Below are 18,557 nucleotides of genomic sequence, written 5' to 3'. Positions count from 1 at the left end.
AGGGCCTGATTCGAAAATTCAGGCCCTTTCACATCAAAGGATCTTATTCAATCAACCTATTTCATGGCTTCAAATCGCGTCTTGATATCCTCAAATTGCTTCTTCAATTCAGAAAAGCGCTCATAGGCATCATTCCCGGGTTTTTGGTCTGCTTGACCCATCATGGAACTTAAATATCTAGCCTGATCTTCCAGCATGGGTTGCATATAAGTTCCTTCCGGAGTCACCAACTCCTCGTGGATAGCATCCAATTCACTTTTCTTCCGAGCGATTTTTTTGGTTGTATTTTCCTTTTCAATTATGAGTTTCAAGGCTTCCTGCTCTTTTTCAACTGCAGCGATCAATTGATCAACTTGGTCTCGGAAAGTCTGAATCTCCAAATTCAAAGCCTCCTGCTCCGCCACATCCTCATCAGTCACCAAGGTCACTCGCGGATCCAAAAGCACCTCGAATTTCTCCTCCAACACGGTTTCTCCCGCTATTAGTCTTGCTGTATAATTTCCTGTAGAAACCATAGGCCCATTGCCTGTATAGGCTCGCTTTGGGTCTTTATCCCAGCCCCCTTGGTGCCTGAGATTCCAGTTGAAATGATTCATCCCAGCCTTGTTTGGTAGACCTCCAGAAGCTGGCGCTTCGGAGAATTCTGTTGACATATTTCGGGTAGTATCTACTTTTTCTCCTTTTGGAGCATCAGCTTTGAAAGTTCGAACGACTTGACCTTTTTCATTGATCAACTCCAAGCGAAGTCCCTCCTGCTTTTCGGCAAGATAGAAGTCCAGTTTAGCACCAGCACGCATATATTCCGGCCCGTTTGTTTCACTGGAAGCGCTCATCATATTTCGGATAGCAGGCTTAGTCTGAAATAAAACCACTCGCTGATCTTTAATCTCATTGACTCCCCGTAAACTAGTCAGATTATCCAAAATCCAGAATCCTCTACCCATGGTAGACATCACCAAATCATCCTGATGGATCTTGATATCAGTTATTGGAGTGACAGGAAGATTGCTTTTGAAAGGCGTCCAGTTTGCTCCGTCATTCAAGGAAATAAATAAGCCAAACTGCGTTCCTGCGTAAAGAACACCTTTTTTGACATGGTCTTCACGAACCACTAATGTTGGAAAATCTTCAGGGATTCCATTTTTGCCATCCGTCAACAAAGTCCAGGTTTTGCCATAATCGTTGGTCTTGTAGATGTAAGGTTTATCATCACCCATCAAGTATCTCAAGATCGCAACATACGCAGTAGCAGGATCGTGTGGTGAAGGATCAACTGAATCCACTCTACCGCCTTTTGGCATATTTGGAGTCACATTTTCCCAAGTTTTGCCACCATCTTTGGTCACATGTACCGGGCCATCATTTGCACCTACCCAGATCAAACCTTCCTGAATTGGAGATTCCCGGATTGCGTAAATAGTACTGTAATATTCCTCTCCAGTCACATCCCGCGTGATAGGAGATCCTGGAACTACTTGCTTGTCCGGCTCATTTGCCGTTAGATCTGGTGAAATAATTTCCCATGTTTTACCTTCATCCAAGGTCTTGTGCACATACTGCGATGTATGGTAGATCACCCCTGAATTATGGGGAGAAACATGGATAGGAGCTACCCGCTGAAATCTGAATTTCAAATCCTTTGGATTGTGTCCATAGATATTGGAAGCGCCCACATAGTACTGCATCTCCTGTCCGGTTCTCTTGTCAAAGACTCCAAATCGACCTTTGCAATTCGAATAGACAATATTCGGATCTCCTGGCTTTGGTACTGCCGGGCCTGTTTCGCAACCTCCGGTATTGATGATAAAGGCATTACTTCCAGATTGCACACTCAATGGCGGCATACTTGGCACCGCAATCGTGCTGTAATTATCCTGTTGACCAGCATAGAGCCAATAAGGATATTGATCGTCCACTTCAACTTGATAAAGCTCTGCTGTCGGTTGATTAAACTGGGTGGACCAACTTACCCCATTGTTTTGAGTAATGTTTGCTCCGCCATCATTTGCTTGAATCCAAATCGTAGTATCACTTGGATTGATCCAAATGTCATGGTTATCACCATGCGGAGTGGAAAGGGACCTCCAGGTTTTCCCGCCATCGTAGGAGCGCATAAATCGCAAGGCGTTATTATAAAGCGTATTGGCATCCTTAGGGTTTGCGTAAATATTGGTGTAGTAAAAAGGTCGATTCGTCAGGTTGGAATTATCGGAGACAAACTCCCATGATTCCCCACGATCTGCAGACCGATAAAGTCCACCTTGATTATCCGAAGCTTCAATATTCGCATAGACCACATTTGGATCTGCTGGCGATACTGCAAAGTCAATTTTCCCAGTCAATTTGCTTGGAAGTCCTTTGCTCAACTTTGTCCAGGTTTTACCGGCATCGGTAGATTTATAAACACCTCCTTCAGAAGAACCCGAAGTAATCGTCCAAGGCTTACGCTCTCCTCGCCAAGCACCAGCATAAATGGTATTTGGATCATCCGGTGCAAGTTCCAAATCGGATACTCCGACACTATCCGAATGATAAAAAACTTTCTCCCAGTTTGCACCACCATCGACAGTCTTAAAGACTCCTCGTTCGGTGTTTTTATCAAAAGCCTGACCGATAGCAGCTACATAAACAATATCTGGATTCGTAGGGTGAATCTCCACTGCCCCGATTTGTCCGGCATTTTTCAAACCGATAAATTCCCAGGTTTTTCCTTCATCCTTGGATTTGAACATTCCTTTTCCAGTGATCACATTGGAGCGAAGCCCATCCGAACCCGTACCCACATAAATGATTTCAGGTTGTTTTTGATAAACGGAAATCGCTCCGATCGAAGGTGTGGGGAAATAACCATCCGAAATATTTTTCCAAGTGATACCATAATCCTCCGTTTTCCAGACTCCTCCACCGGTTGCTCCCATGTAGAAATTAGAAGGTTTGGTATCCACTCCTTCTACTGCAGTCACGCGACCTCCACGGAGCGGTCCGACATTTCTGAATTGGTAGGAATCTAGGATTTGACTGAGATCTTGCGAAAAGGCAAGAAATGAACAAGAAAAAAGGACAGATGTTGCGAGTAATTTTTTAAGCATAAAGAGGAAAGTTTGACCAAAAAGATAGGGCGAAAAACTTAGAAAAATAAGCGAAAACTATAAGAAAGGGATGGAAAGAAACTCGGATACACTATCATTTTTGCTCATTACAATTGATTTCCATTCAGGAAATTGATAAATAAGTGGAATTAAAAACTGATATTATTTGAGTCTTTACACTATTTCCACCCTTGAATTGAGAGAAAAGCTTCATTTTTAATTGAAAAAGCAATGTTAAAATTTTTTCGAAAAATCAGACAAAATCTCCTCGCTGCCGGCAACACAGGGAAATACTTCAAATATGCCGTAGGGGAAATTTTCCTCGTGGTGATCGGAATATTAATAGCCTTGTCCATTAATAATTGGAATGAAAACCGAAAATCCAAAATACTCGCCAGGGAGATTTACACCAATTTATTAACCTCATTACAGCAAGACTCCGCTGAAGTAAATCATATCATTGAATTACAAACCCGAAGTGTAGGAACACTGAGAAGATTAATTTCAAATGATTCAATCGCCACTCAATTAGACAAAGAAGAAAACCATCCAGATAGTTTGTCCAAAAACATCATGCTTGGGGTGATGAGCTTTTTTCCAAAAATCGGAATTTACAATCTCATCGTCTCATCCAATGGAATGGACGTTCTGGAATCAAAAGAGGTAAAATCGGCTCTTATCAACCTCTACGATTACCAGTATAAACAATATGAAAATTTAGATGCTGTAATTGACCATAAATACCATTATCAGATTGGCCCTGTAACTCGTAAAAAAATGGGCTTTATTGTAGAATATGATCCCGACTTTCAGTTCGTAAAGCCGGTAAATCAAGAACTTTTTAAAAAACACTTTCCAGAGCTCATCGATGAATGCAAAGACACCTATGGCGTACTATCTACAGGCCGAGGCTACTTGATCCAAATCCAAAAATCCATCAACGAATTGATTTTATTAATTAGAACTGAACTGGATCATAAATAAAGCATTGATATTTTTGGCCCCATTAACCACTTTAAATAAGTATAGGCTCATTTTAATCAAATGCTTGTAATCTTTTAAAAAGGAATATCATAGAATAGCTTTTTAATTGTCGTCCTTTAGCTCACCCTCTTTGTAAATGCATACACTCAGGTAAAACCTTACCTGGCATGAGCATGGAACCCAAAGAAATTTTGGAACAAGATCAATTTGAAGAATTGATTCAAGGTCTAATGGATCATGATTATGGATGCTGCGATGATTTCATCCTTCCAAGCACCGTGAATGGATTAAGAGCAAACATCCAACGGTTGAAAGCATCTGGAGAAATGATGTCTTCCGGTGTGGGGAACAAGTCCGGATTTCAAAAAAACAAAAGCATCAGAGGTGACCAAATCAATTGGATCGGAGACCAGAGCATAGATCCATTTGAAATGATCTACCTAAAAAAAATCCAGGGTTTTATCGCGCACTTGAATAGCACTTGCTTCACTTCCATTAAAAGTTTTGAAAGTCATTACTCCAGCTACGAAAAAAAGAACTTTTATGCCCGTCACCTCGACCAGTTCAAGACCGAAAAAGGACGGAAATTTTCTATTGTAATGTACCTCAATAAAGATTGGCAGGAAAAAGACGGGGGCATGTTGGCATTACATCCCAAAGGCCAAGGTCAAATAAACATCTCCCCAATGGGCGGAAGGATGGTTTTCTTTCGAAGCGATGAAATGGAACACGAAGTCCAAGCTTCGGATACTCGGGAAAGAAGAAGTGTTGCCGGTTGGTTGAAAAACTAAAAGCAGGCTTTTTTCTCATGCTTTTTAAGCAAAGAATCAACAATCATCACTCTTCAAACTTAGATCCCATTATACCAAGCCCAGCCTATATCGCCTGGATCAATGTATTCTTCGGAAACGACAATCCGCTCCAAGTATTTCATGCTTTTAAATCCAATTTGTTTTTCCAGTCTCAAACGAAGTGGCGCTCCATGCGGAATCGAAAGGTTCTTTCCATTCATGCCATAAGCCAAAATGGTTTGCGGATGAAAGGCGTCGAGCAGATCAATACAATCCAACCAGCCATCGTAGCTATAAAAATTTACCCAGCGGGCTTTTGCTGAGATTCCGGCATGCTCGAGAAGAATTCGCAGTGGCAGCCCGGTCCATTCTGCAATTGCAGTCCAGCCCTCTTCACAGGTATGTCTGGTGATTTGTGTTCTGGATGCAAAACTCTTGAGTTGGTTTAGGGAATAACTCGCTGGCCGAGCCACAAGCCCCTCCACCGGTAAACTCCAATTCTCAAAATCAGTGCGCAACAGTTTCTCATAACTTTCACTGAAATACTCCTTGGAACTATCAGCAGGATTAATAGTACCAGTTGCAGGCATAGACGAGATTTCACTAAAGTTATATTCCTTAGCCAAAGATTGACCCGGAAGCAAGGCACGATGCGCGGCGTAAGTAAAGTTGTCACCCATACGCAGGATATTCCCATAGTTGGGAGGCATGGGCTGCTTACAACCTGGAATTAGTAAGGCTCCAAGCGCGGCCAGTCCTGTGGTAATGGCGGCTCGTCTTGTTATGATTTGCTTCTTCATGGCTATTTTCCTAAAGTCATATAACGTACCTGTTGCTTAAATCCGGAAAGAATGATCATCGCAATATGCATGATCAGAAAGATCTCCAAAGACAGCGAAGTAAAGAAATGGATGGTTCTCGCAGACTGATATCCTCCGAAAATCTCCAGGAGAAAAGGATAAGCGGCTGTGATGGCCGGAGACATTGTAAAGCCAGTGATTATGGCTAGTGGAAATGCAAAGAAAATGATACTCATGTAAGCGATTTTTTGCAAAATCCCGTATTGTGGACCACCTGAAGGAGGCGCAATCTTCAATTGAAAATGCGATTTGACATCCCGGAAAATCTGAGATGGGGTCAGTTCTCTGATCCTAGGCCAAATATGCTTTTGAAAATGCCCGCTAAAAACCCCTATAAACAAATAAACTAATCCCGTCAATACCAGAAACCAAGCGGCTAAAAAGTGAAGGCTTCTCCCCCATCCATTTTCATTAAACATCAACTCTTCTCCATTTCTACCCGCACTTACTGGTGAATCTGGTGTATCAAAAAATGGAATCTTCTCTTCCCAATCCGAACGTTGATGATTGCGGCTAATCGGAAATTCTAACAAAGCTGGAGTCAATTCATTCCCAACTTCGCCCCAATAAAGTCGCGGATGAACCATCAGAATTTCGATCCCGGTAAAGACCAGAAATAAAAAACTCAAAGAAATAATCCAATGCGAAGCCCTGACCCAGACTTTATGAGTTACTTTTTCTGATCGCTGGGGATTTACTGATGACATGGCTTTTGGCGTTTTCCTGATCTCAAGAAATTAAAAATACCAATTTATTTCAATACTTAATTATAGTCAGACCCGGAGGTTTATCACTAGATTAGGGATACAGATTATGTGAAGTTGGATCAATAAAATGCTAAACACACGCACCTATGAAGTCATATCCCTTTGTTCTAATTTCCATCATTCTTGGTTTTAGCTGCCAAGCACCCACCGAGCAAAAACCACAATTTGCGCATGATATAGCCAGCGGTCCCACTCCATGGACCAGTGAAACTTTTGAACTCGAGGAGGAAGATTTCACCTTCGCGATTATCTCTGATCTCACTGGAGGAGAACGCCCAAACATCTACAGTACCGCGGTTGGCCAGTTGAATCGATTGGATCCAACCTTTGTGCTAAGTGTCGGAGATCTGATCGAAGGAGGCACAGAGGACACGCTCCAACTGGAAAAAGAGTGGAATTCCTTCGACGGACGAACTTCAAATTTGAACATGCCCTTTTTTCACCTGGGAGGAAATCATGACCTCACCAACCCGGTGATGCGCAAATTCTGGGAAAATCGATTTGGGCGTCGTTATTATCATTTTGTGTATGAAAACGTGCTATTTCTGATGATGGATTCTGAAGACTATGAAGAGCAACGCATGATCGAAATCTACGAAGCCCGAGCGAAAGCCCTAAAAATCATGGCTGGGGAAATTGAAGGAGTCTACCAGGAATCAGACTACTATAAAATGTCCGAGCGAAATCTAGGAGGAATGAGCAAGGCCCAGTTTGAATACCACAAAGCAGTGCTTGAAAAATACCCGAATGTAAAATGGACTTTTGTTTTGATGCACAAACCGCTTTGGAAGCATGAAGACGATACCGGTCTGGCAAGACTGGAAACGCTATTGGCAAATCGGCCCTATACGGTATTTAATGGACATGTCCATTCCTACTCCCATCGCAAAAGACTAGGTCGGGATTATATCATGCTGGGAACAACGGGTGGTTCTCAAAATGCAAGAGATACTATGGCTTTTGACGAAGTCACTTTAGTGAGAATGGCAAAAGAACCGGTTATTACCACCTTAAAAATGGAAGGGGTTTTGGATGAGACAGGTACCGTAGCGGTGGTTTATGACAGTTTGAATCAAGCTAAAAAAGACTTTTAACTCAAATTAAAAACAGGAAAACCTAGACCTTTAGAATTTCAACCCAATTCCTCAGAATTTTACCATGAAGCAACTCATCCTATCCCTTTTTCTAATTCTTCCCAGTTTATTGTTTGCCCAAGAGATTGAATTCGTTTCAAACTCCCGGCTTGTTTTGGGGGGAAGTATAGCCAAATCAGCTTCCATCAGTGCCGGGGACATTGATCAGGATGGAGATATCGATATTGTGCTTGCCAATGGTAGACATTGGCCTGAGGTGAATAAGATTTTCTTCAACAATGGAAAAGGAATCTTCACCGTATCCAAATCATTGGACACCATCGAAGAGACGAGCTATGCAGCAGAATTAGCAGACTTTGATGGAGATGGTGATCTCGATATTGCCGTAGGCAACGATATGGCTCCAAATGGGATTTATTTTAATGATGGACTTGGTGATTTTAGCAAAGCTGGAAGTTTTGGGGATCCTTATGCCCCTACCCGAAATCTCAAAACAATCGACATTGATTCGGATGGAGACATTGATATTTTGATTAACAATCGAGGAAAAGCAAATGAAATCTGCCTCAACAATGGAAAGGGAGAATTCACCAAAACCCTGAATTTTGGCTCAGCGGATGACTCCACCATCGATGTCGATGTGGCCGACATGAATCAGGATGGGAAGATGGATTTGATCCTAGCTAACCGAGATGGGCAGCAGAATTTCATTTATCTCAATGATGGGAAATTAAATTTTACCGAAAAGATTCCCTTTGGAACCGGAACTGACGAGACCAGATCAGTGGGCGTCGTCGACGTAGACCAAGATGGGTTTTTGGACATTATCACGGCTAACATCGAAGAGCCAAATGTGATTTACTTTGGCAGCAAGGAAATGGATTTTAGCAGGAAACTGGTTTTTGACCCATCTGCAGGGAATTCCTATTCATTGGATTTTGGAGATATCGATGGGAATGGGAGTATCGATATTGTGATAGCAAATTCTGAGGAGCCTAATACTGTCTTTTTAAGCTTTGAAAAAGGAAGTAAGTGGAAAGAAATCAAGCTAAGAGAGGACGCATTCGATACCTATGACATCATTTTAACAGACCTAAATAATGACAAAATCCTGGATATCGTTGAAAGCAACTCGGATGAGATTAATTACTATTACCTCACTCGATGGAAGAAATAGTGAGAATTAGCTACCGATAAATAGCCTAAAACCGATTCTTGAAATCCAAAATTTAAAAATAAACTCCTTCATAATATTGGAAATCAACAAGCTGAAAGTGAACGTTTTGACATAGTGCATCAGGGAGTTCGACTTTCAAGTAATCTCAAAAAAATAAAACCTATCCAAATATCATTCATTGAGTTCAACATAGCCTGGATAAGTACTTTTTCAAATTTACAAGATGCCTTAAGTTCTTTGAAAAAGAACTATCTCACTGGAAATAAACACTTTAATTTCTTAACTTACATTAAAGCCTAACATCTTTCAAGGCTTAATTTTTTGCATGTTTCTCTTTAAACAAAAAAGACATGGTGGATCAAACAAACGTAAAGGTATGCCACATCGTTCTTTGGATCGCACAAGGATTATTAGCAACGATATTTATTATGGCGGGGCTTACAAAAGTTACCCAACCCATGGAAGTACTCATTGAATTAATGCCCTGGGCAGGAGATCTTCCGATGGCACTCCTGAGATTTATAGGGATTTCAGAGGTTTTAGGCGGTCTAGGTTTAATTTTGCCCTCATTGTTTCGAATCAAACCATCTCTAACGGTTTGGGCAGCCATCGGTCTGATTGCAATTATGGTATTGTCAGTAATCTTTCATATCGCGAGAGGCGAATACCCATCATTAGGGTTTAATATCGTGTTGACCGGCATCGCATATTTTATTGCCTGGGGAAGAGTTAAGATGGCTCCGATTCGTCCCAGACATTAAGGCTTTACCAGTTTCATCTACTAAACGCATTTGATCTCCATCGAATGCGTTTTTTTAACTCAATTTTTTTTTGAATGGAATTTTGAAAAAGAGATTTTAGATTTGGATATGAGCAAATTCAACTGGTAGAAAAATGATAAAAAAACACTCGGTTTTGATTTGTCTAGCCATTTCTACGGTTCTAATCGTTATAGCCACCATAGTCTACCCCGGTGGATCATTATTTGACCAAAATGCAATTGGCTTTGATTGGTCAAAGAATTTTTTCAGCAACTTATTTGAAGCCAGAGCGATAAATGGCTCAGAAAATAGCTCCCAACCTTGGGCTTTGGCGGGGATAGCTTTCCAATCCCTAGCTTACGGCATTTTTTTTCTCAAAATGTCCAAAAAGATGCCTTCAAAAGGCTCTTCTAAAGTCTTAAATCTGGTGGGCCTTGTCAACATTGTGTTTACATTTTTAATAGCAACTCCCCTACATGACTTGATGGTGATCTTGTCGGGCTCACTTTTTTTGCTCGGCTTATTCTATATCACGGTACATCTTTTGAAAACAAAGCTCCACTTTTTCAAATTCGCCAGTATAGTTTCCCTAGCTCTTTTTTACTTGACCATGTTCTTATACGGCTATGGAGATTGGGGATTATTGGCCATTATACAAAAGGTGTCTATCATCTGTTCGATGTTTTTGGTTTTGGGACTGGATTATTTTACCAAACACGAAGACTTTTTAGAGTCCTCCCTAAAACTTGAAAAATCAAACTAGCTGGTCTCAAAAAAGTAAACAGTGGACATCTCTGGAACCAACCTGAACCATTTTTATGTAAAAGCTATTGATATTTGCTAGCCGCTAAGCTTAATTCATCACTATGAAAGACGAAAAAATCCTGAATTTTATTGAACTTGTTTTGGAACAAATGCCAGCTGACTGGCTAAATCTGACCACCCATCGCCTGGATATTTACGATGAAAAATTAGCCAAAACTCAATTCTTAACAGCATTTGAAAGTCTTTTTAATCAATACCAAACAGCTCCGGAAAACCTTGGAGCGGCATTGGTCGCACTGCCTACCTCCTACGACTACATCCGATTAGGCCATCCCTTGTCTTGCGTACTGGAATGGACCTTAGCCAAATTGAATCAGCTCAAACCGGAAAATGTCATCAGCTTTTCTTCTCGAACAGCCCCAATTTTGGCTATTCTGAGAAAGAACCTACTAGCCAATAAAAAAACCAAAATCTTTTATAAGGGTGAGTTACCTGACTTTTTTGATGCGGAACTAGTACGGCGAGTGTACGGCTATCATTTCGAATTGAAGCAAGTCGAAAATGCAAAGCAGGTTAGCAAAGAAGCCAATGAATCTACCGTTTTTATTTCATCAACTGATACTAGATTCGAGTTCAAGCTCTTGCCAAACATTGATTTTTTTATCCAGATTCAGTCCCAACTCGGAAGTCTGATTTTGGTAAACGGAGCGCAGAATGATGGCTATATTTCCGAAATACAGCACGTAAGACGAAGAGAGACCATTGCCATGACTCCGGCAAATACCTTGATTGCTTTATACCAATTGCTGGGAAAAGCTTCTCAAAAAAGTGCGGAAACTGATCATGATGCAGCGGCAGCTAAAGCATCAGTCTTGGCATCTATCCAAGAAATTACCGGTTCGGACATCCGAGCTGTAGTAGCTTCAAGCGGTCTTTCCATGCAATATGCGATTGTCATGGGATTGGTGCATGAAGCTTTGGATCAGCATCCGGGAAAGGCAATCAAACTCGTCATTCCTCCCAATTGCTACGGCGGAACAAATGATCAAGCCAGACGAGTAGCTGCCTGTATTGATCAGGTGGAAGTCGTGGATTTGCCAGTGGATGGGGGCAACGATATGGTGCGGAGCATTGACATCGTATTGGACCAAATTGCGAAGGAAGATGCTATTCCTTACATCATCGTCGAGATCCCGACCAACCCACGGGTAGAAGTTCCTGATCTTCAAAAGTTAAAAGAGGTGTTAAGTAAGTCGCGTACTACGAGCGCTGGAAATCAGGCCTTAGATCCGGTATTTATTTTGGATCAAACTTTCTGTCCTAATTTCCATTTCTTAGGTGAATCGGAAATTCTCTCATCAATCCGGACCATTGCCTATGTAAGTGGATCCAAATTTCCAAGTGGTGGAAAGTGCACGGCCGGCTTCTGTGTTTCCAATAAAAAAGCGAAAGCCCTGATGCCCAAAATAGACCTGCATCTCCAGCTTTGTGACAACGAAGCCACCCCAATTCAACTGGAAATCCTGGCTAAGCAACTGCCCTCGATGAATCAACGAATTCAGGATGCTTATCGAAACACCCGTGAATTTGTAAACTTTATCAGCGCAAATCTACGTGGTGCTAAAATCAATTTTGTTTCCGAAGAATTGGCAGCACAGGGTTTTACCCCATCCGTGTTTTCTTTGGATCTGCCCACCAAGGGAACTACCGCCGAAGAACGGGAAGCCTACAAAAGAGCTTTAAACCTTCAACTCATCGAGTTGATGATCCAAAAGATTCCAAGCGAAAGCAAATACTGCGTAAGTTATGGACAGCTCAAAGGATGCTACTGGACTATCCCTGCCACCTCTACGCAGGGGACGACCAAAGAAGTGGACAAGGACTATATTTTGCGAGTAGCACTTTCGCCTGATATGAATCTGGAACTACACAAAGAAGTCTTTTTGGAATTTGTACGTGGACTTTAGGCAAAAAAAGCCGACAAGATGTTGAAATCAGAAGGATAAAGTGAGTGATCAACTAAAATCAAAGAATTTTTTAGGAACCGATTTGTAAAAAGCTTTTTTAGGTCTAGCTTAGGGAAAGCGAAACTAAGAGCAAGATTTTTAAAAGAATAGATCAGAACTATTGCGGATAGCATCCCAAATTGGGTAGAAATCCGCAATTGTTGCGGGTATACAATCGTTATCGCTCAGTGTAAAAAGACAACGAAAGTGAACAAAATGAACGACAGAAATAGAAAGCCAACCGCACATTCAGGCACATTGGTTTGCCTCAACGCACAGTCGACCGCTTCGCAAGCAAAAGAGCCTGAATTTTCTCAACACCAAAAGTCGTAAATTCTAAAATGGAACAATTGAACTTATTTAACTCATCAAAGACTAACACTGTAAGGAAACAAATCCAAAACGGTGAGTATCTTCATATCAGTAATTTTTTTGACAAATCTACGAGTGATAACTATTTTCAAACGCTTCTAAATACAATTGATTGGAAACAAGAAAAAATGAATATGTATGGAAAGGAACTACTATTTCCAAGATTAACAGCTTGGTATGGAGAAAATGATAAACCATACTCGTTTTCGGGAATTACTTTGAAACCAAAACAATGGACTAAAGAATTACTCGAAATTAAAAGTAAGGTTGAAACCAAAACGGATGTTTCATTTAATAGCGTTTTATTAAACCGTTATCGAAACGGAAATGATTCAATTTCTTGGCACACAGATGCAGAAAAGGAACTTGGAAAAAACCCAATTATAGCATCGGTGAATTTTGGAGCTACACGAGAATTTCAACTGAGACATATTCACACTAAAGAAAAACTATCTATTCAATTATCCCACGGCAGCCTTCTTATAATGTTGGGTGAGCTTCAACACTTTTGGCAACATCAAATACCAAAAACAAAAAAGCCTGTAAGTGAAAGGATTAACTTAACTTTTAGAGTAATAAAATAATATGCCATACTACTTTAATCTACCGTTAATCACTGAATTAACAATTGACCAACAAAGAGCGGTTGACGAAACTAGCCCTTTAGCATTAGCAGGTGGTCCAGGGACAGGAAAAAGCGTAGTTTGTTTGTGGAGACACATTAGAAACCACTCAACAGGTGTTAGTAACAGCTTATTATTAACATACACAAAAACACTAGAACATTATTTAAGAGCTTCCGCTAGAAGTCAAGATGAAGATGCGGCCGAAAATATTGATAGAGTATTTTGGTGGTTAACACATAATGCAACTAACTATGATGAAATAATAATTGATGAAGGCCAAGACATAGAAAAGGCAAAATTTCAACGATTTTTCAACTATACCATCAAACTAAGTTATGGTGCGGACGAGAGACAAAGTATGTACCTATCTAACGAGAGTCTTAGAGAATTACTAAATTGGTTTTCAACTGACAACAGGTTTAGCGTTAATGAAGAAATTACCTTAAACAGAAATTTCAGAAACTCAAGAGAAATTTTAGAATTTACAAGGTCAGTATTTCCTAATTTCCTAATTCCACAAAACACAATTATAGGTGCAAGACAAACAGGCTTAAAACCAATTATGAAAGTGGACTTAGGTTGGGGAGCAGACAATCAAATAGATGATATAATAAGTATAATAGATGACTTTAATAGTGATACTCATAACATTGCTATTCTTGTACCTTTTGCGGCACAAGTTGAGACTTTTTATAGTTTAATCAGAGAGAATTTAGATTCGGATATAGAAATTTCAAAGTATCAGAATGAAAATGAAGATTTTGAAGGACTTTCAGGCGTCCACGTAACAACTTTTAAGTCTTCAAAAGGAACAGAATTTGACACAGTTATTATTCCAGAGTTTGACAGCTATTCGTGGAATATTGCAAACAGGCCGAACGTTGTAACGGAAAATGACTATTATGTAGCGTTTACAAGAGCTAAGACAAATTTGTTCTTACTTTGCAGAAACGGTTTTCCAAATATTGGTAATCGACAAACAATAACAATTGAGTAAAATGAAAACAATATACTTCCTGCCGATAAAGTCAATGAACCTCGCTCATTATTTGAGTAGCGGAATCATTGCACCAGCCAACTACATTGAAAATAGAAATCAAGACCTTCAAAATAAATTTAACAACAACCTTCTACTATCATCAAGTAAATTCACAACTGAATCAAATTGCTCAATAGAAATTGCTTTTGATGAAAAGGAAGAAATGCCAAAGAAAATCTCTGATAATTTTTTCCTTTTTGATATGCCAATACCAATTTCACGAATCAAGGGAATTTATTTCGCAGAAAAGGAGCAAAAAACTAATACTGTATTTAATATAACAAGTGGTGCGGCATTTATCCCTGACACAATATTAATACTATCTGAAGACAAGCCTATAGCTACAGATGAATTACAGAATTTAGTCACCAAGCCTACTCAGGTTGATTGGAAACACTTTTTAAAGAAATTTGATCAAATAATGGGTGGCTTTGCATTAATGAAAATTGGAAAGGAAGATTTTCAAAATTATCCTACCCACTACTTTAAAACTCTAGGAAATATCAATAAGCATTTTCATCAAATACTAAATGACCAAGGAGTTGAAATAGAAAATGCATTTGAATTTGCATTTACAGACAATGGTAAATTCAAAAATTTTCACGACACAATCTATTCAGATATAACAAGTGAAATTGTTGCAAAATATGCCCACAAGGATAATGTTAAAATTGAAACTAAAAATGGACTTATTCAGATTGACAAAATACCTGAAACTACACAAACCTATTTAGTTTCAATTCTAGACACTTATGGACCAAGAAAGAGAAAACAAGCTGATTCTTTTATTTCTGATTTAGTATCAGGCAATTTTAATGAAAAAAGAAAAGAAGGTCTCTCCTTAATTTTTGGTATCAATAAGGGATATTCTTCATTCAGAAATAAATACAAGACGGAGAATTTTGAAGCATTGGTAAAGTTCAAACTTGATTCTAAAATTGACTATTATACAATTGAAAGCATTTATCAATTTGTATTCAATAATAAATCGCAATCAAGCTTTTATTCATATATAGATAATTGGTGTCATAATGCCGAAGATCAAGTAATTAATAAGTCAAAATTTGTAACATACCAAGTTTTAGATAAAACCATCATTCTTAAAAAAAAAGAAGACTTCTTTATCGAATTATTTCGTACATCATTGGAAAAAAGGGATAGGCTATTTGAAATCATTTCAAAGAATCTTTCAAAATCACTCCCGAAATTTTTACCCTTAGACACTAACTTATTTAAAGAGCAACTACATAGTGAATATGAAGAATTTTTTAGAGAGTACTCTCAATACATTTTCTCTGAAACATCAAAAAAAATAGCATCTGAATATGAAAGTGAAACCAAAATAAATCAGAATAAAATTTCGGAACTTTCAAGTAAGCTAGAAGATAAACAAAATATTATTGAACAGCTTCAGAAAAAGTTAGATGATTTTAATTTACAAACTATAAAAAAGCAAGAAACGGAAAAGATTGATATTGAAAGCAAATCATCAGAACAGAGTGCAGATAACAATATCAAAGCAGCAAAAGAAAACATCTCAAAGACAGAGAATGAAGAAGACACTGTAAAAACAATTGAAAACAAGGATTTAAATGACTCAACTACTATCGAATCAAGTAGTGAAAGTGTAGTAAGTGAGCCTAAGGAACCAAATAATCAAAGCTATTCAGGCTCATTATTTTCTGATGAAAATATTGAAATCGGGAGAAAGAGAAGGGAAAAGGAATTAAAGGCATTGAAAGTATCTGACCTAAAATCAATTATTTCAGATTATAAATTGAAGCCAGCGTCAAGTTTAAAAGAAGATTTGATTAACGATATATTGAGAAAAGAATTTTAAATATGGCCGTAATTGATGATGTAATTAACTCCTCGGCTAGTACTGACCAACTGTCAAATTTCATAGACAATAATTCAACATTGATTTATGATTTTTTCATAAGTCAGAGTTATGATAGCTTATTAAAGCATAGGGAAAAGATTGAAAGTTACATATTGCCATATTACAAGATTTACAGGAATTTGGATTTCACAAATAATAAGAACAGATTATTTGTTTTATCACTATTAGATGTTTCAGAAAGGTTTGGCTTTCACGGAGAATTTCAAGATTTATATAACCTATGTAAAAGAAAAAACATATCAATAGGAAGTCGTTTGGAAGCATCTTCTAAGTTCCTTGTTGGCATTAGAAGAATTCTAGACTATACTAATAGAATGCCTGAAATTATCGATCTATTAGCGTATAGTTTCCTTCACGAAGAAGATAGTGAAGAAAAGGTAGTAGCAACATTGATTCACTTTTATACTGAAGTTCTTCAAAATTTTGGCAGTGAAAACCTAAATGGAGTTAAAGAATTCAGAGCTATACTTTTAGAAAGTTTATCAGTAGATGATAAGAAATTTTTGGTTCATTCAATAATCATTGAATTGCTGAACGAAACCATAGATGACATTCATCAAGTTTATAACTCTATTCATCAAAAATTAGATTTATTATTAGAAAGGTCTCGTGAATTTTTACCATTCGATATTAGCTCACATCTAATAGAACTAGATACAGAATACTCACAAATGCTTGATTCTATTCAAGATAGATTTTTAGAAATAAGAAATCTATGTGCAAACTTATACGCAAATGTGGCAAGTGATGATATTTTTTATTCTTTACAAAGGGGAGTTAAGGTTCTTACAGAACAAAATCAATTGCTTGCATATATTAACAGTTATGGGAAGATGCATTATGCTAAAGTAATGTCTGCATTTTCTGCCTTTTCAAGTCAAGAAATAACCTCAAAAATTGAAATATATGATTGGGGATGTGGTCAAGGTTTGGCTTCTGTTTGCTTTCTAGAATACCTAAGCGATAGAGCTGAAACAACAGACATTGAAGCAATAACGCTAATTGAACCTTCAGAAATAGCCTTAAAAAGAGCATCCCTTCATATAAGAAAATTCAATAAGTCCACAGGTATTTACACAATAAATAAAGACTTAGACTCCTTGCATAATGACGATTTTTCGTCCAATGAAACGAATACTAAAATCCAACTATTTTCAAATATTTTGGATATAGATTTCTTCTCAATGACTGATTTGATATTGAAGATAAAGAAGAATTTCTCAGGTTTAAATTATTTCATTTGTGTTAGTCCTTACGTTTCCGATTATAAAACACAAAGACTTGACAACTTTGTTGAAGCCTTTGAAAACTATGACAGTTTTGATTTGATACAATCGGTAACAGAGCGAAAAGGAGAATGGAATGGAACTAATTGGACAAGAGTTATTAGGGTGTTTAAAGTAAAAATCTAGCCTATGCACAGCCACACACATTTCCAAGCCGCACCAGCCAACGCTCAAACCAAAGCTTGGCAAAGAGTGTGTCTGCCCCAACGCACGACAAAAACGACCGACAAAATAACGGACGAAAAAGAACACCGAAGCGATAATCGAGTAGACGGCCTCGCCAACCATTAAGTTGACGAGGTGCGCCTCTCACACCACCGTACGTACGGGTCTCGTATACGGCGGTTCGTAAAGCATAATATCATCGCTCTTTACACCGATGATACCTTTCCACTACTTTTAAGGATAGGCTATACATTGTATTCCTATACGAATTTTCGCTTCACAATACGTTCAGTCCTTCATTATCCAGTGAGACCTCTGTAGTATTTACAGCTCGTTCCCAATAATTACTATGACCTCGGCTGACTTCTCTTGGGTGTTCACGACATCCAGAGATCTCCCTCGGTAAGACGAATATCCTTGTGCCTATCGCTGCCACATCTACTATTTTGGTACTTCCTCCCTTTCGGAAAGTTGGGACTTCGGCAGCATGTGTTACCTCATCCCCCCGATAGCTATCGAGGGCTCATAGCCTCCGTATGTGGTTCATGTTCTTCAGTACAGACACCGCAGTCTGGCTTACTTCACTGCATGCCTCACGGCAAACCATGCCGATAGCTATCGGCACGACTTGCTAATGCTTCGGGACGTTACCCCCGCGCTTAAGGGACTTTCACCCGTTGGAACGGTCATCGTTTTGACCTATATTCACCATTCAAGGCACACACATCACCTATACGCAAGCAGGGGTTTCTTGCTTCGTAGGACAGTTAAGTGGTAAATTGAAAGTTCAGTTCTTCGTAGGAAGCTTAGTGGTTAAAATCCCTGCCTTCGTATAGCTGAGAACCGTTAGAGTGCATTAAAAGAACGCCCCA

General features: G+C 39.0%; 14 protein-coding genes. 11 read left to right on the top strand and 3 right to left on the bottom strand.

The window, feature by feature from the left end:
- Positions 1-56 precede the first annotated feature (56 nt).
- Complete coding sequence (locus tag BVC88_RS08365; RefSeq protein WP_075350225.1) at positions 57-3,089, bottom strand: VPS10 domain-containing protein; 3,033 nt, start codon at positions 3,087-3,089, stop codon at positions 57-59.
- Between the two features lie 231 nt (positions 3,090-3,320).
- On the opposite strand from BVC88_RS08365, the gene BVC88_RS08360 reads away from it, so the two are divergent.
- A complete protein-coding gene (locus BVC88_RS08360; protein WP_075350224.1) occupies positions 3,321-4,073 on the top strand; it encodes a DUF6090 family protein in 753 nt (250 codons plus the stop codon).
- A 167-nt stretch (positions 4,074-4,240) separates the two neighbouring features.
- The gene (locus tag BVC88_RS08355; protein ID WP_217694752.1) at positions 4,241-4,864 is read left to right on the top strand and encodes a 2OG-Fe(II) oxygenase; all 624 of its coding nucleotides are present in this window, start codon (positions 4,241-4,243) and stop codon (positions 4,862-4,864) included.
- A gap of 59 nt (positions 4,865-4,923) precedes the next feature.
- Here BVC88_RS08355 and BVC88_RS08350 read toward each other — a convergent pair whose 3' ends face one another.
- Both BVC88_RS08350 and BVC88_RS08345 read right to left on the bottom strand, forming a co-directional pair.
- Entirely contained in the window at positions 4,924-5,664 is a 741-nt protein-coding gene (locus BVC88_RS08350; protein WP_075350223.1) for a molybdopterin-dependent oxidoreductase, read from the bottom strand.
- A 2-nt stretch (positions 5,665-5,666) separates the two neighbouring features.
- Positions 5,667-6,431, bottom strand: coding sequence for a cytochrome b/b6 domain-containing protein (locus tag BVC88_RS08345; RefSeq protein ID WP_075350222.1), 765 nt, complete (start codon positions 6,429-6,431; stop codon positions 5,667-5,669).
- A 146-nt stretch (positions 6,432-6,577) separates the two neighbouring features.
- Here BVC88_RS08345 and BVC88_RS08340 point away from each other — a divergent pair, with 146 nt between their 5' ends.
- The 9 genes from BVC88_RS08340 to BVC88_RS08300 all read left to right on the top strand — a co-directional run bounded on the left by BVC88_RS08340 (position 6,578) and on the right by BVC88_RS08300 (position 17,646).
- Positions 6,578-7,585 (top strand): metallophosphoesterase family protein, encoded by a 1,008-nt coding sequence (locus BVC88_RS08340; RefSeq protein ID WP_083639050.1) that lies wholly within the window; start codon positions 6,578-6,580, stop codon positions 7,583-7,585.
- 64 nt (positions 7,586-7,649) lie between these two features.
- Positions 7,650-8,762 (top strand): FG-GAP repeat domain-containing protein, encoded by a 1,113-nt coding sequence (locus BVC88_RS08335; RefSeq protein ID WP_083639049.1) that lies wholly within the window; start codon positions 7,650-7,652, stop codon positions 8,760-8,762.
- A 350-nt stretch (positions 8,763-9,112) separates the two neighbouring features.
- Positions 9,113-9,523, top strand: coding sequence for a DoxX family protein (locus BVC88_RS08330; RefSeq protein ID WP_075350221.1), 411 nt, complete (start codon positions 9,113-9,115; stop codon positions 9,521-9,523).
- 133 nt (positions 9,524-9,656) lie between these two features.
- Positions 9,657-10,286, top strand: coding sequence for a hypothetical protein (locus tag BVC88_RS08325; RefSeq protein WP_075350220.1), 630 nt, complete (start codon positions 9,657-9,659; stop codon positions 10,284-10,286).
- A gap of 103 nt (positions 10,287-10,389) precedes the next feature.
- Positions 10,390-12,255, top strand: coding sequence for a PLP-dependent aminotransferase family protein (locus BVC88_RS08320; RefSeq protein WP_075350219.1), 1,866 nt, complete (start codon positions 10,390-10,392; stop codon positions 12,253-12,255).
- Positions 12,256-12,635: 380 nt separating this feature from the next.
- Positions 12,636-13,250 carry an alpha-ketoglutarate-dependent dioxygenase AlkB family protein gene (locus tag BVC88_RS08315; RefSeq protein ID WP_075350218.1) on the top strand — a complete coding sequence of 205 codons (615 nt, stop codon included), beginning with the start codon at positions 12,636-12,638 and terminating at the stop codon, positions 13,248-13,250.
- Position 13,251: 1 nt separating this feature from the next.
- The gene (locus BVC88_RS08310) at positions 13,252-14,289 is read left to right on the top strand and encodes a 3'-5' exonuclease (RefSeq protein ID WP_075350217.1); all 1,038 of its coding nucleotides are present in this window, start codon (positions 13,252-13,254) and stop codon (positions 14,287-14,289) included.
- A gap of 1 nt (position 14,290) precedes the next feature.
- Complete coding sequence (locus tag BVC88_RS08305) at positions 14,291-16,171, top strand: hypothetical protein (RefSeq protein ID WP_139316547.1); 1,881 nt, start codon at positions 14,291-14,293, stop codon at positions 16,169-16,171.
- Positions 16,172-16,173: 2 nt separating this feature from the next.
- Positions 16,174-17,646 carry a hypothetical protein gene (locus tag BVC88_RS08300; RefSeq protein WP_075350215.1) on the top strand — a complete coding sequence of 491 codons (1,473 nt, stop codon included), beginning with the start codon at positions 16,174-16,176 and terminating at the stop codon, positions 17,644-17,646.
- The last annotated feature ends 911 nt before the right edge of the window (positions 17,647-18,557 follow it).

Origin of the sequence: Algoriphagus marinus, assembly GCF_001936475.1 — a bacterium.
Classification (GTDB): Bacteria; Bacteroidota; Bacteroidia; order Cytophagales; family Cyclobacteriaceae; genus Algoriphagus; species Algoriphagus marinus.
The sequence above is the reverse complement of the archived record's forward strand: the minus strand, read 5'-3'. Positions and strand labels throughout refer to the sequence as shown.